This is a genomic window from Cellulomonas soli, from assembly GCF_013409305.1.
In the GTDB taxonomy this organism is placed as follows: Bacteria; Actinomycetota; Actinomycetes; order Actinomycetales; family Cellulomonadaceae; genus Cellulomonas; species Cellulomonas soli.
Genome location: NZ_JACBZJ010000001.1, coordinates 2,953,739 through 2,967,877 on the forward strand (window position 1 = coordinate 2,953,739; position 14,139 = coordinate 2,967,877).

Annotated in this window: 14 protein-coding genes; 8 read left to right on the forward strand and 6 right to left on the reverse strand. The window is 72.4% G+C overall.

The window, feature by feature from the left end; all coding sequences use genetic code 11:
• Positions 1-27: 27 nt before the first annotated feature.
• From ilvC to BKA22_RS13625, 7 genes are all read left to right on the forward strand, one after another.
• Positions 28-1,056 carry a ketol-acid reductoisomerase gene (ilvC, locus tag BKA22_RS13595; protein ID WP_146954759.1) on the forward strand — a complete coding sequence of 343 codons (1,029 nt, stop codon included), beginning with the start codon at positions 28-30 and terminating at the stop codon, positions 1,054-1,056.
• A gap of 220 nt (positions 1,057-1,276) precedes the next feature.
• Positions 1,277-1,786, forward strand: coding sequence for an ASCH domain-containing protein (locus BKA22_RS13600; protein WP_146954760.1), 510 nt, complete (start codon positions 1,277-1,279; stop codon positions 1,784-1,786).
• 69 nt (positions 1,787-1,855) lie between these two features.
• Positions 1,856-2,914 carry a 3-isopropylmalate dehydrogenase gene (locus BKA22_RS13605; protein ID WP_146954761.1) on the forward strand — a complete coding sequence of 353 codons (1,059 nt, stop codon included), beginning with the start codon at positions 1,856-1,858 and terminating at the stop codon, positions 2,912-2,914.
• A gap of 110 nt (positions 2,915-3,024) precedes the next feature.
• Positions 3,025-4,131, forward strand: a complete 1,107-nt coding sequence (locus BKA22_RS13610; RefSeq protein ID WP_146954762.1) for a branched-chain amino acid aminotransferase — start codon at positions 3,025-3,027, stop codon at positions 4,129-4,131.
• 397 nt (positions 4,132-4,528) lie between these two features.
• Positions 4,529-6,094, forward strand: a complete 1,566-nt coding sequence (cimA, locus tag BKA22_RS13615; RefSeq protein WP_371863677.1) for a citramalate synthase — start codon at positions 4,529-4,531, stop codon at positions 6,092-6,094.
• 80 nt (positions 6,095-6,174) lie between these two features.
• Positions 6,175-7,251, forward strand: a complete 1,077-nt coding sequence (gene lplB, locus BKA22_RS13620; RefSeq protein WP_146954764.1) for a lipoate-protein ligase small subunit — start codon at positions 6,175-6,177, stop codon at positions 7,249-7,251.
• Positions 7,252-7,321: 70 nt separating this feature from the next.
• On the forward strand, positions 7,322-7,720 hold the full coding sequence (locus BKA22_RS13625; RefSeq protein WP_179561783.1) for a YccF domain-containing protein: 399 nt from the start codon (positions 7,322-7,324) through the stop codon (positions 7,718-7,720).
• Positions 7,721-7,756: 36 nt separating this feature from the next.
• Here BKA22_RS13625 and BKA22_RS13630 read toward each other — a convergent pair whose 3' ends face one another.
• Together BKA22_RS13630 and BKA22_RS13635 are read right to left on the reverse strand one after the other, a co-directional pair.
• Positions 7,757-8,125, reverse strand: coding sequence for a DUF202 domain-containing protein (locus BKA22_RS13630; RefSeq protein WP_146954766.1), 369 nt, complete (start codon positions 8,123-8,125; stop codon positions 7,757-7,759).
• Positions 8,122-8,484: a YidH family protein gene (locus BKA22_RS13635; protein ID WP_218866661.1), complete on the reverse strand. Its 363-nt coding sequence runs from the start codon at positions 8,482-8,484 to the stop codon at positions 8,122-8,124. Before BKA22_RS13635 ends, BKA22_RS13630 begins: the two co-directional genes overlap by 4 nt.
• A 145-nt stretch (positions 8,485-8,629) precedes the next feature.
• Between BKA22_RS13635 and BKA22_RS13640 the strand changes: the two genes are divergently transcribed.
• The gene (locus tag BKA22_RS13640) at positions 8,630-9,019 is read left to right on the forward strand and encodes a DUF5658 family protein (RefSeq protein ID WP_146954768.1); all 390 of its coding nucleotides are present in this window, start codon (positions 8,630-8,632) and stop codon (positions 9,017-9,019) included.
• A 354-nt stretch (positions 9,020-9,373) separates the two neighbouring features.
• Here BKA22_RS13640 and BKA22_RS13645 read toward each other — a convergent pair whose 3' ends face one another.
• The 4 genes from BKA22_RS13645 to BKA22_RS13660 all read right to left on the reverse strand — a co-directional run bounded on the left by BKA22_RS13645 (position 9,374) and on the right by BKA22_RS13660 (position 14,033).
• Positions 9,374-10,129, reverse strand: coding sequence for a YggS family pyridoxal phosphate-dependent enzyme (locus BKA22_RS13645; protein ID WP_146954769.1), 756 nt, complete (start codon positions 10,127-10,129; stop codon positions 9,374-9,376).
• Positions 10,126-10,632 (reverse strand): Cys-tRNA(Pro) deacylase, encoded by a 507-nt coding sequence (gene ybaK / locus BKA22_RS13650; protein WP_146954770.1) that lies wholly within the window; start codon positions 10,630-10,632, stop codon positions 10,126-10,128. The genes BKA22_RS13645 and ybaK overlap by 4 nt, the downstream gene beginning before the upstream one ends.
• A gap of 105 nt (positions 10,633-10,737) precedes the next feature.
• Positions 10,738-11,343 (reverse strand): VIT1/CCC1 transporter family protein, encoded by a 606-nt coding sequence (locus BKA22_RS13655; protein ID WP_146954771.1) that lies wholly within the window; start codon positions 11,341-11,343, stop codon positions 10,738-10,740.
• 131 nt (positions 11,344-11,474) lie between these two features.
• Entirely contained in the window at positions 11,475-14,033 is a 2,559-nt protein-coding gene (locus BKA22_RS13660) for a DEAD/DEAH box helicase (protein WP_146954772.1), read from the reverse strand.
• Between the last annotated feature and the right edge of the window lie 106 nt (positions 14,034-14,139).

The window sequence follows — 14,139 nt, forward strand, 5'->3', positions numbered from 1 at the left end:
ACACACCCACACCCAAGGAGAGCCATCGTGGCTGAGCTGTTCTACGACGACGACGCCGACCTGTCTGTCATCGCTTCCAAGAAGGTCGCCGTCATCGGCTACGGCAGCCAGGGGCACGCCCACGCCCTGAACCTGCGCGACTCCGGCGTCGACGTGCGCGTCGGCCTGCGTCCCGGCTCGGCCTCGCAGGCCAAGGCCGAGAACCAGGGCCTGCGCGTGCTGCCCGTCGCCGAGGCGGTCAAGGAGGCCGACGTCGTCGTGATCCTCGCGCCGGACCAGGTGCAGCGTCACCTGTACCGCGACGACATCGCCCCGAACCTCAACGAGGGTGCGGCGCTGGTCTTCGGCCACGGCTTCAACATCCGTTTCGGCTACATCAAGCCCGAGGCCGGCCACGACGTGTTCATGGTCGCCCCCAAGGGTCCCGGTCACCTGGTCCGTCGCGAGTACGTCGACGGCCGTGGCGTGCCGGTCATCGTCGCCGTCGAGCAGGACGCCTCGGGTGCGGCCTGGGACCTGGCGCTGTCGTACGCGAAGGCCATCGGCGGTCTGCGGGCCGCAGGCATCAAGACGACCTTCACCGAGGAGACCGAGACCGACCTGTTCGGCGAGCAGGCCGTCCTGTGCGGTGGCGTGTCGCAGCTCATCCAGTACGGCTTCGAGACGCTGACCGAGGCCGGCTACCAGCCCGAGGTCGCGTACTTCGAGGTGCTGCACGAGCTCAAGCTGATCGTCGACCTCATCTGGGAGGGCGGCATCACCAAGCAGCGCTGGTCGGTCTCCGACACGGCCGAGTACGGCGACTACGTCTCCGGCCCGCGGGTCATCACGCCCGACGTGAAGGAGAACATGAAGGCCGTCCTCGGGGACATCCAGAACGGCGCCTTCGCCAAGCGCTTCATCGACGACCAGGACGCCGGCGCGCCGGAGTTCAAGGAGCTGCGCGAGAAGGGCCAGAACCACCCGATCGAGCCGGTCGGCCGCGAGCTGCGCAAGCTGTTCGCCTGGGTCAAGCCCGCGGACTCCGACTACACGGAGGGTTCGGCGGCGCGCTGAGGCGGAGGTGGCGGTCGCCCGTAGGGCGGCCGCCGCCGCAGGTCGGCGCAGAGCCGAACCCGACCACGAGGACAGCGGGCGGGTGAGGTTCTCTGCGGACCGCGCTGAGGCGTAGGTGGGAGTCGCCCCGACACGTTCGGGGTGGCTCCCACCTGCCGTGTCCGGCACCATGGCGGCGGACCGCGTGGATGCGGCCGTCACTGACGAGCGGAGCACGGCCATGAGCGCAGACGACCAGGACCAGCGGATCGCGGCGTTCTGGGAGGCGGCTCGCGGGCATCTCGGCCTCGGCAAGCTCGAGTTCGTGGTCGGCACGCAGCCTGCCGACGTGGTCGCACCGCCGACGTGGTCCTTCGGGGACGACGTGGTGCTGGCGGACGCGTTGCTCGCTCTCGTCCTCGAGGGCCGTAAGACGGCCACGGCGACGACGCTGCTCGAGCTGGAGGAGGCGGGCGAGTCCGTCCCTCGTGAGGGCGACCTGTCGATCGTGCTGGACGGTGCGGGGGAGCCGCGTGCTCTGCTGCGGACCACGCAGGTGGAGGTGGCACCCTTCGACCAGGTGGGTGAGGACTTCGCCTCGGCCGAGGGCGAGGACGACGGGTCGTTGGGGTCGTGGCGCGCGGAGCACGAGCGGTACTGGCGGCGAGTTCTGGGTGACGACCGGTTCTCGGTCGACCTGCCGGTGGTGCAGGAGCGGTTCGAGGTCGTCTACCCGCGGACCTCGCTCTGAGCGTCCGCGCGACGATCCGCCAGGTGAGACGCCCGTCCCGACGGGTGGGACGAGGAGTAGCCTGCGAGCATGGTCGACAACGCGCCTGCCCGGGACATCAACCTCGCCGTCGTCGCTGGTGACGGCATCGGCACCGAGGTCGTCGAGCAGGGCCTCCTGGTCCTCGACGCGGCGCTCGCCGGCAGCGGCACGACCGTCTCGACCACCGACTTCGACTTCGGCGCCCGTCGCTGGCACGCGACCGGCGAGACGCTCACGGACACCGACCTCGACGCGATCCGCACGCACGACGCGATCCTGCTCGGCGCGATCGGCGACCCGTCCGTCCCTTCCGGCGTCCTCGAGCGGGGCCTGCTGCTCAAGCTGCGGTTCGCGCTCGACCACTACGTCAACCTGCGCCCGTCCAAGCTGTTCGCCGGTGTGACCGGTCCGCTCGCGAACCCCGGCGAGATCGACTTCGTCGTCGTGCGCGAGGGCACGGAGGGGCCGTACGTCGGCAACGGCGGCGCGATCCGCGTCGGCACGCCGCACGAGGTCGCCAACGAGGTCTCCGTCAACACGGCCTTCGGCGTCGAGCGGGTCGTGCGCGACGCGTTCGCCCGGGCCGCCGCGCGTCCCCGCAAGAAGCTCACGCTCGTGCACAAGCACAACGTGCTCGTGCACGCCGGTCACCTGTGGCGCCGTACGGTCGAGGCCGTCAACGCCGAGTTCCCGGACGTCACCGTGGACTACCTGCACGTCGACGCCGCCACGATCTTCCTGGTGACGAACCCGTCCCGGTTCGACGTGATCGTGACCGACAACCTGTTCGGCGACATCCTCACGGACCTCGCAGCCGCCATCACCGGCGGCATCGGCCTGGCGGCCTCGGCGAACATCAACCCGGACCGCACGGCTCCGAGCATGTTCGAGCCCGTGCACGGGTCCGCCCCCGACATCGCCGGTCAGGGCAAGGCCGACCCGACCGCGACGATCCTCTCGGTCGCGCTGCTGCTCGACCACCTCGGGCACGTCGACGCGGCCGCGCGGGTCGAGGCGGCCGTCGCGGCCGACCTGGCCGAGCGCGGCGGGCGAGTACGGTCGACGGCCGAGGTGGGCAAGGACCTCGCGGCGCGCGTCGCCGGCTGATCCTGCGCGAGCACCTCGCCGCGGCACGTCCGCGTCGAGGTCCGCCGAGTCGTTCCACCCGGCCGTCCTCACCGGTACCGTCGTTCCTGACCCTGGTGAAAGGCCCCCCGATGAGCACCCTCACGTCGTCGTCCGCCGACCTCTTCGAGATCCGGCGCAGCGACACCCCGCGTCCCCAGGCCGAGCGCGACGCCGCGCTCGCCGCCCCCAAGTTCGGCACCGTCTTCACCGACCACATGGCCCGGGTCACCTGGTCCCAGGCGGGCGGCTGGCACGACCGGCGCGTCGAGAAGTACGGCCCGCTGCTGCTCGACCCCGCCTGCGCGGTCCTGCACTACGCGCAGGAGATCTTCGAGGGCATGAAGGCCTACCGGCACGCCGACGGGTCGGTGTGGACGTTCCGGCCGCAGGCCAACGCCGCGCGGTTCGCCGCGTCGGCCCGCCGGCTGGCGCTGCCCGAGCTGTCCGAGGCGGACTTCCTCGGCGCCGTCGAGGCGCTCGTCGCCACGGACGCGGCGTGGGTGCCGTCCGGCGAGGAGAAGTCCCTCTACCTGCGACCGTTCATGTACGCCTCGGAGAACTTCCTCGGCGTGCGGCCCTCGCTCGAGGCCGAGTTCCTCGTGATCGCCTCCCCGGTCGGCCCGTACTTCGCCGGAGGGGTCAAGCCCGTCTCGATCTGGGTCGCGCAGGACTACCACCGCGCCGGCCCCGGCGGCACCGGTGCAGCCAAGTGCGGCGGCAACTACGCCGCGAGCCTGCTCCCGCAGCAGGAGGCGTACGCCCAGGGCTGCGAGCAGGTGTGCTTCCTCGACGCCGCGACGAGCACCTTGCTCGAGGAGCTCGGCGGGATGAACGTGTTCGTCGTGCACGCCGACGGCCGCGTGTCCACGCCCGAGCTGTCCGGCACGATCCTGGAAGGCGTCACGCGGTCGTCGATCATCCAGCTGCTGACCGACGCCGGTCACGAGGTCGACGAGCGTCCGCTGCCGCTGGCAGCGTTGCGCGCCGGGCTGGAGGACGGCTCGGTCGCCGAGGTGTTCGCCTGCGGCACGGCCGCCGTCGTGACGCCCATCGGTCGCCTCGCCGGCACCGACTTCGACCTTGCGGTCGGTGACGGGCAGGCCGGTGCCGTCACGAGCCGCGTGCGCTCGGAGCTGACCGACATCCAGTACGGGCGGGCGACCGACCGGCACGGCTGGCTGCACCGCCTCGTCTGACGTCCCCGGATCGTCCGTCCCCGCCTGTTCCTGCGCCGTGGGCGCCCCGCCGACCTGAGCGGGGTGTCCACGGGCCGGACGGGCTGCCGCCCGCCGGGACCGTGTGCCACCATGGCGGTGTGACCACCCTCACCCTCATCATCGTGTAGCGCGTCCGCCACCTCACCGGCAGACGCGCAGACCTCCCGATCTCGGGGGGTCTTTTTGTTGGTCGGGCACCACCCCCGCCCGTCCGACACGTCGATCCCGCGCACGGCACACCCCCGCCCTGCGGTCCACACTCGACAGCAGCGGCATCGACGCACGCCACCCCTACCGAAGAGAGCGACTCGTGACCGGTAGCACCCCGTTCCACGTGTACGACACGACCCTGCGCGACGGCGCCCAGCAGGAGGGGATGAACCTGTCGGTCTCCGACAAGCTCGCGATCGCCCCGCTGCTCGACGAGCTCGGGGTCGGGTACATCGAGGGCGGGTGGCCGGGTGCGGTGCCCAAGGACACCGAGTTCTTCAAGCGTGCGGCCAAGGAGCTCGACCTGCGCAACGCCGAGCTCGCGGCGTTCGGTGCGACACGCAAGCCCGGGACGCGGGCCGTCGACGACACGCAGGTGCGCGCGCTGATCGACTCCGAGGCGCCCGTCGTCACGCTCGTCGCGAAGAGCGACCTGCGCCACGTCGAACGTGCGCTGCGGACCACCGGCGAGGAGAACCTCGCGATGATCACCGACACCGTCGAGCTGCTGGTCCGCGAGGGCCGCCGCGTGGTCGTCGACGTCGAGCACTTCTTCGACGGCTTCCGGTTCGACCCGCGCTACGCGCGCGCCGCGGTGCTGACGGCCTTCGAGGCGGGCGCCGAGGTCGTCTGCCTGTGCGACACGAACGGCGGGATGCTCCCGCGGTTCGTCACCGGGATCGTGCAGGACGTGCGCGCCGCGGTCGGCCCGGTGCCGATCCTGGGGATCCACGCCCACAACGACTCGGGCTGCGCGGTCGCGAACACGATCGCCGCCGTCGAGGCCGGCTGCGCGCACGTGCAGGGCACGGTCAACGGCTACGGCGAGCGCACGGGTAACGCGGACCTGCTGGCCGTCGTGGCGAACCTCGAGCTCAAGCTCGGCCGGCCGGTGCTGGGGGCGGCCGACGGCGGCGCGGGTGCCGGTGGCCTGGGCGGGCTGCCCGAGATGACGCGCATCGCGCACGCCATCAGCGAGATCACGAACATCTCCCCGTTCGCCCGCCAGCCGTACGTCGGGGCGAGCGCCTTCGCGCACAAGGCCGGGCTGCACGCCAGCGCGATCCGCGTCGACCCGGACCTCTACCAGCACATCGACCCGCTCGAGGTCGGCAACGACATGAGGATGCTCGTCTCGGACATGGCCGGTCGGGCCTCGATCGAGCTCAAGGGTCGCGAGCTGGGCTTCGACCTGTCCGGGCGGCCCGACGTGCTCGGTCGGGTCACCGACCGGGTCAAGGACGCCGAGGCCAACGGCTACACCTACGAGGCGGCCGACGCCTCCTTCGAGCTGCTGCTCGTCGAGGAGGTCGAGGGTCGACGCCCGCAGTACTTCACGGTCGAGTCTTGGCGCACGATCGTCGAACGGTCCGGCGGGCGCGGCACCCTCGCGGTGGCCGAGGCGACCGTCAAGCTCTCGGCCGGCGGCGAGCGCATCGTCAGCACCGGGGAGGGCAACGGTCCGGTCAACGCGCTGGACCACGCGCTGCGGCAGGCGCTCGTGCGCGTCTACCCCGAGCTGGAGACGTTCGAGCTCATCGACTTCAAGGTGCGCATCCTCGACGCGATGCACGGCACGGACGCGGTCACGCGCGTGCTCATCGAGACCACGGACGGCGGCACGGCGTGGAGCACGGTCGGTGTGGGCCCCAACCTGCTCGAGGCGTCGTGGGAGGCGCTGACGGACTCGGCCATCTGGGGGCTGCGTCGTCTCGGCGTGCCGCCGCGCTGAGGGCGCCCCGACGGACCCGGGCGACGCCGGGGGTGTCGGGCCCGCGCCGGTCCGCACCGGTCCGCGCCTAGGGTGGAGCCGTGCACGGTGAGTACAAGGTTCCCGGTGGCAAGCTCGTCGTGGTCGACCTCGAGGTCGACGACGGCACCCTGACCGAGGTCGTCGTCTCCGGCGACTTCTTCCTCGAACCGGACGAGGCGCTGCCCCTGGTCGCCGAGGCGCTCGTCGGGCTGCCGCACGACGCCGCGGTGAGCCGCCTCGTCGAGGCGATCGGCTCCAGGCTCGAGCGGGCGCAGGCCGACGGGACGCTGCCGGGCCCGGTCGCGATGGTCGGGTTCGACGCGCACGCCGTGGCGGTCGCCACGCGCCGGGCGCTCGGATTCTCGACCGCCTGGGCGGACCACACGTTCGAGCTGATCCACCCCGGTCCGCTGCCGCCCGCGATGCACACCGCGCTCGACCAGGTGCTCACCGACGAGCTCGCCGCCGGTCGACGCGGCCCGACGCTGCGCTTCTGGGAGTGGGTCGAGCCGGCCGTCGTCATCGGCTCGTTCCAGTCGTTGCGCAACGAGGTCGACCTCGAGGCCGCCGAGCGGTACGACGTCACGGTCGTGCGGCGCATCTCCGGCGGTGGGGCGATGTTCATGGAGGCCGGCAACTGCATCACGTTCTCGCTGGTCGTGCCGACCTCGCTGGTCGACGGGATGAGCTTCGAGGAGTCCTACGGGTTCCTCAACCAGTGGGTGCTCGGGGCGCTCGAGGACGTCGGCGTGCACGCCTTCCTGGCCGGCCTCAACGACATCGCCTCACCGGACGGCAAGCTCGCCGGGTCGGCGCAGAAGCGGGTCGTGGGCGGCGCCGTGCTGCACCACGTGACGATGTCCTACGACATCGACGCGGCCAAGATGCTCGAGGTGCTGCGCATCGGCCGCGAGAAGCTGTCCGACAAGGGCACGACGAGCGCGGTCAAGCGGGTCGACCCGGTGCGCTCGCAGACCCACCTGCCGCGCGAGGCCGTGATCGAGGCGTTCAAGGCGCACTTCCGGTCCCGGTACGCCACGGTCGACGGCGAGCTGCGCGCAGAGGAGCTGCAGCAGGCCGCGCACCTGATGGAGACGAAGTTCACCGACCCGACGTGGACCGCCCGCGTGCCGTGAGGCACGGTTCAGGGTCGTCTCGGGGTCGTCCCCGATGCCCGAGGGGCGCTCGGCGTGCGACGGTGAGGCCGTGAAGACGCTGCTCAACCTCATCTGGCTGGTGTTCGCCGGGCTGTGGCTCGCGCTCGGCTACGTGCTCGCCGGCCTCGTGTGCTGCCTGCTGATCGTCACGATCCCGTTCGGCATCGCCTCGTTCCGGATCGCCAGCTACGCGCTGTGGCCGTTCGGTCGCACGGTCGTCGACGTCCCCACGGCGGGTGCGTGGTCGACGCTGGGCAACGTCGTCTGGGTCCTCGTCGCGGGGGTCTGGCTGGCCATCGGGCACATCACGACCGCGATCCCGCTCTTCGTGTCGATCATCGGCATCCCGCTGGGCATCGCGAACCTCAAGATGATCCCGGTCTCGCTCATGCCGCTCGGCAAGCAGATCGTCACGACCGACCGCGCGTTCGCCGCGTACGGGGTCTGATCGCGCGTCGCCCCAGCCCGCACGGAGCGCGCCGCGTCAGCCGAGACGGAGGACGATCGCCAGCCCGATGAGGCCGAGCACCGCGGCCCCGGCGGCGCAGGCGGTCACGAGACGCCCGCCGGTACGGCCCACCAGGCTCCCGGTCGTCTCGCGCTGCGACGGCGGCACGACGCCGTGAGCCGCCCGTGAGCGGGTGTGCGCCGAGAACGTGACGACACCGGCTGCCAGCAGCGCCGCCGCGGTGATCAGCCACGCGACCGGGCCGAACGTCTGCTCGAGCAGGCGACCCCCGGCGAGCGCACCGGTCGCGAGAGCCAGGCCGGTCCGCCGCCAGGCGAGGGCGGTGCGTTCGACCGCGAGCCCGGGTCGCACCGGCCGGTTCGGCCGCCCGTCGGGGAGGCTCACCGCAGCAGCATCCCTGCCAGCACCAGCACGCCGGCGAGGAGCACGCCGACGACCAGCACCCCGAAGGCCGACGGCGCCGGCAGCGGTCGGTCCTCGCGCATCGCCCGTTCGGCGCGCGCCCAGCCGATCCAGGCCAGCACCGGCCCGAGGATGCCGAGCACGACGAGCACGACGGAGGCGACGGTTCGCAACCGTGGCTCGAGCGGCACCGAGAGGGCCTCGAGCGCCACGCCGCCGGCGAGCAGGGCCAGCCCGGTGCGGACCCAGGCGAGGAACGTGCGCTCGTTCGCCAGCGAGAAGCGTGCGTCGGGATCGGTGCCGGTGCCGTACACCCAGCGGGGGAAGCGGTCGCGCGCCATGTCACCCATCCTCGCCGATCCGGCGAGTCCTGCGCGGCTCCGGCGCGTCGCCGGTTGCACCCGGGTGAGATCGCCCGCAGAGCAGGTCACGAACGGTTCCCGCCGGTCGATGATGTCGAGGGACGCACACCACGGAAGGACGGTCATGGCCGAGCAGGGCGACTGGTTCACGGGCGCCGCCCGTGCCTGGAGCGTGCCCGGCTGGCGCCGCAGGTTCGCCGTGTGGGCCATGCTCGGCGCGGTCGGCGACGCCGTGACCACGAGCCTGCTGCCGCACGTCGGCGGGCTCGTCGAGGTGAACCCCGTCTCCGCCGCGGGCCAGGCCTGGGTGGGCTCGGTGCCCCTGTTCATGGTCCTGGTCACGCTCCCGCTGGTCGGGGTGCTGAGCCTGCTTGCGCTACCGCCCCGTTCGGCGCCGTCGCGCGTGCTGTGGATCGCGCTCGCGGGCTGCGGCCTGCTGAAGATCGCGGTGACGGTGTGGAACGTGGTCGCGATCCAGTCGGCGCTGGCCGGTTCGGTCGTCGACATCGTCTGACACGGTCTCGGCCGCCGTCCTCGCCGCGGGTATCTGCCGCGGTGCTCGTTGCTCCTTGCCCCCGTGAGAGCCGCGGCGACGCGGCGGACGAGGGGAGGGCGCCGTGGCGCGCAGCACGCACCGCAGCACCGCACGCACGACGGTCACGCACACGAGAGCGGCCGACGAACAGACGACGGACAGGGTGGACGGCGGAGGCGCGCTGGACCGCGAGCTGCGCCGCATGGCGGTGCTGCACGAGCGCGAGGTCGCCGCGACCCGTCGAGGGCTGTCCCCGGCAGCCCAGTCACGCGCCGCGCTGGCGGTCGTCCTGAGGGGTGGCGCCTCGTCCGCGCGGGCGAGTGTCGCCTCGCCTCACCGGGTGCGCGCGCCGAAGACCGCCGAACCGATCCGCACGACCGTCGCCCCTTCGGCGACCGCGGCCTCCAGGTCCCGGCTCATGCCCATTGACAGCTCGACGGCCGACGCCGTCCCCGGTGCGCCCGAGGCGAGGACCTCGTCGCGCAGCGTGCGCAGGAGCGCGTAGCCCGCGCGGACCACCGTGTCGTCGGGCGAGTTGGCCCCGACGGTCATGAACCCGGTCAGCCGCAGGCCCGGCAGGGCGGCCACGGCCAGGGCGAGCCCGTGCGCGTCGTGCGGGTGCACGCCGTGCTTGCTCGCCTCGCCGGAGACGTTCACCTGCACGTGCACCGCGAGCGGCGCCGGTCGATCGCGCGAGCGTTCGGACAGTCGTCGGGCCAGGTCGAGGGTCGCGACCGACTCGACGGTTCCGGCCCAGCGCAGGGCGGCGTTGACCTTGTTCGACTGCAGCGGTCCGATGACGTGCCAGTCGGGTGCCAGGTCGGCCAGCGCGGGTGCCTTCTCGACGAGCTCCTGGACGCGGTTCTCCCCGAGCAGGACCGGTACCAGTGTCGGGTCGAGGGCGCGGGCCCGGGCGTCGGCGACGAGGGCCTCCCGCACCCGCTCGGCGGGCATCGTCTTGGACGCCAGCAGGAGCCGGACGGCGGGGCGCGGCCGGCCCGTGGCATCGCATGCCGCGGCCAACCGGGCTCGGACGGCGGCGAGGCGGTCGTCGATCGATCCGTCGAGGTCGACGGCGGGGGCGGTCATCGGTCGCGTGCGATCGCCGCGACGGTTGCCGAGGTGAGCCGGACGAGATCGTCCGGGGCGAGCTCGACGTCGAGCCCGCGCCGACCGCCCGAGACGTACACCGTGTCGAACAGCCACGCGGTCTCGTCGACGACTGTGGGGTGCGCGTTCTTCTGCCCGAGCGGGGAGATGCCGCCGGCGACGTACCCGGTGGCGCGTTCGGCGTCGGGGCGCGGGGCCATGGCGGCCTTCTTGCCGCCGACGGCCGTGGCGAGCGCCTTCAGGTCGAGCTGGCCGGTGACCGGCACGACCGCGACCGTGAGCGTCCCGTCGACGCTGGTCATGAGCGTCTTGAACACCTGCTCCGGCGGGACGCCCAGCACCTGGGCGGCCTCGAGCCCGTACCCGACGTCGCTGCCCGGGTCGTGCTCGTACGCGTGCGCCGTGTGCGGCACGCCGGCCGCGCTGAGCGCGACGAGTGCCGGGGTCCCGCTGGGGGAGTGCTTGGCGTCCTTCCTGACCACGGGCCCACGATAGGTGCTCGAACGCCCGCCAGGTTGCCGGGTGGCACCTGACGGGCGTCGTGCGACGGGAACCGTCGGAAGTCGTGCGGGTGGTCGCCCGATGCGTCAGACGGCCATGCCGACGAGCGCGCCGACGCTGTAGGTGACGGCCATCGCGATCGACCCGCCGATGACGTTGCGCAGCACCGACCGCTGCACACGGGCACCGCTGAACCGGGCGGAGATCATGCCGGTCGCGACGAGCGCCACCGCGACGGCGGCGAACGTGGCCGGGACGCGCAGCCCGCCCCAGGGGAGCAGGACGACGACCAGCGGCACGACACCGCCGAGCAGGAACGCGATGAACGAGGCGATGGCCGCGTGCCACGGGTTGGTCAGCTCGGCCTCGTGCTCGCGCTCGACGACCGAGGGGATGACCTGGCCGCGGGCCAGGGCGGTCTGCTCGGCGTCGCGCTGGCTGCTCACCGACACGTACTCACCGGCGGCCATCGACAGGGCGCCGGCCACGAGGGCGGCGACACCGGCGACCGCGATGGACGAGACGGCCGTGGAGGCGCCCGCCACACCGACGACGGTCGCGGCGATCGAGACGACCCCGTCGTTGGCGCCGAGCACGCCGGCGCGCAGCCAGTTGAGGCTGCGGGCGGTCGGCGTGGAGCCCGTCTTCAGGACGTCGGACAGGCCCATCACGCTGCTGCTGAGAGAGGTCATAGGGACGACGGTAGGCGGGATCCGACGGGCTGTCATCACAGCAAAGCCTGCCCTGACCTGCACAGACGCAGGCGTGCCTTGCCTTCAGGAGGGCATCCTGCCCTTGCCTACGAGCCCCTCGCGAGCCCCCGTCAGAGGGCGCCGACGGCCTCCACGCGCAGGCGGACCTCGCCTGCCTCGTCGGACGCGACGAGGTCCACCACGACGTCGATCCGCCAGTCGTGATCGCCCTCGGGATCGTCCAGCAGCTGGCGCACGCGCCACGTGCCGGTGCCCGTCGAGACCTGGAACAGACCCGGTCCGCGCGCGGCGGGGCCGGTGAGGATCTCGTCGTGGTCGTCGTAGAACGGGTCGAGCGCCTGCGCCCAGCGGTCGTTGTCCCAGGCCACGCCGTCGACGTCGGTGTCGCCGAGCGCGGCCAGCGCGCCGTACTGCTCGCGCGCTGCCATCTCCACGCGGCGGAACAGCGCGCCGCGGACCAGGGCGCGGAACACCCGGGGGTTGGCGGTGATGGGCTCCGGGGTGTCCTCGTCGGTACCGCCGGGGGCGTCGGCGCCGTGCTCGTCGAGCGGGTTGGCCAGGCGTTCCCACTCGTCGAGCAGGCTCGAGTCGGTGCGCCGCACCAGGTCGCCGAGCCACTCGATCAGCTCCCACAGTTCCTCGGTGCGGCGCTCGTCGGGCACGGTCTGGCGCAACGCCCGGTAGGCATCGGCGAGGTAGCGCAGCAGCACGCCCTCGGTGCGGTCCAGCTGGTACACCGAGACGTACTCGGCGAAGGTCATGGCCTTCTCGTGCATCTCGCGCACGACCGACTTGGGGGACAGGGCCAGGTCGGCGACCCACGGGTTCGTCTGGCGGTAGGTGACGAACGCCGCCTCGAGCAGCTCGGCCAGCGGGCGAGGGTAGGTGACGTCCTCCAGCAGGGCCATCCGCTGGTCGTAGTCCAGGCCCTCGGCCTTCATGGCCGCCACGGCCTCGCCGCGGGCCCGGTTCTCCTGCGCGGCCAGCACCTGGCGCGGGTCGTCGAGCGTGGCCTCCAGCACGGAGACGACGTCGTGCGCGTAGGCCGGGTCGTCGCGGTCGAGCAGGTCGAGCGCGGCGTAGGCGAACGGCGAGAGCGCCTGGTTCAGCGCGAAGTTCGACGGCAGGTCGTGCGTGAGCCGGACGGTGCGGCGGCGCCCGTGCGGGGCGGTGGTGTCCTCGACCCAGGGACGCTCCACGACGCCGGACGCGCGCAGCGAGCGGTAGACCGCGATCGCCCGGCGCACGTGCCGACCGCGCGCGCTCTCCGGCTCGTGGTTGTCCATCAGCAGGTGGGTCATGGCGGCGATCGGGTCGCCCGGGCGGGCCAGCACGTGCAGCACCATCGCGTGGCTGACCGAGAACGAGGACGTCAGGGGCTCCGGCGGGGCGTCGCGCAGGCGCTCGAACGTCTTGTCCGTCCAGTTGACGAGGCCCTCGGGGGCCTTCTTGCGGACGATCTTCTTCAGCTTGCGCGGGTCGTCGCCCGCCTTCTCCAGCAGCTTGCGGTTCTCGATGACGTGCTCGGGGGCGAGCACGATGACCTCGCCGACGGTGTCGAAGCCGGCGCGGCCCGCGCGGCCGGCGATCTGGTGGAACTCGCGGGCCGTCAGGTGCCGCATGCGCACGCCGTCGTACTTGACCAGCGACGTCAGCAGCACGGTGCGGATCGGCACGTTGATGCCCACGCCCAGGGTGTCGGTGCCGCACACGACCGGCAGCAGACCCTTCTGGGTGAGGCGCTCGACGACGCGGCGGTACTTGGGCAGCATCCCGGCGTGGTGCACGCCCACGCCGTGCCGCAGCAGGCGCGAGAGCGTGCGGCCGAACCCGGGCCCGAACCGGAACGCGCCCAGCTCGTCGGCGATCCGGTCCCGCTGCTCCCGGCTGGCCAGCGGTGTCGAGAGCAGCGACTGCGCGCGCTCCACGGCCTCCTTCTGCGTGAAGTGCACGACGTAGACGGGTGCGCGGCGGGTGCGCACGAGCTCGTCGAGCAGCTCGTGCAGCGGCTCGATCGCGTAGGCGAACGTCAGCGGCACCGGCCGCTCCGCGTCGGCGACGACGGCCACCGGGGTGCTGGTCCGGCGCTGCAGGTCGTCCCGGAAGAACGAGACGTCACCGAGCGTGGCCGACATGAGCACCAGCTGCGCGTGCTGCAGCTCGAGCAGCGGCACCTGCCACGCCCAACCGCGCTGCGGGTCGGAGTAGAAGTGGAACTCGTCCATGACGACCTGCCCGACGTCGGCTGCGTCGCCGTCGCGCAACGCCAGGTTCGCCAGGATCTCCGCGGTGCAGCAGATGATCGGGGCCGTCGGGTTGACCGCCGAGTCGCCGGTCATCATGCCGACGTTCGCCGAGCCGAACGCCTCGACCAGGGCGAAGAACTTCTCGCTGACCAGCGCCTTGAGCGGCGCCGTGTAGTACGTGCGCCGACCCTGCGCGAACGCCACGAAGTGCGCGGCCGCCGCGATCAGCGACTTCCCCGAGCCGGTGGGCGTCGAGACGATGACGTGCGCGCCTGTCACCAGCTCCAGGAGCGACTCCTCCTGGTGTGGGTACAGCGACAGGCCCTGGTCGGCAGCCCAGCCCGTGAACGCCGCGTACAGCGCGTCGGCGTCGTGCGGGTCGGCCGGGACGCGATCGGCGAGGGTCGGGGTGGGGGAGGGCACGGGGGCGAGTCTCTCATCGTGGGCGCAGAAAGGCCCCGGCCGCAGTCGTTCAGGGGGTGCCCGTGTCGCGTGCCTATTGGCGCCGAGCGACAGTCGATGTCAACGT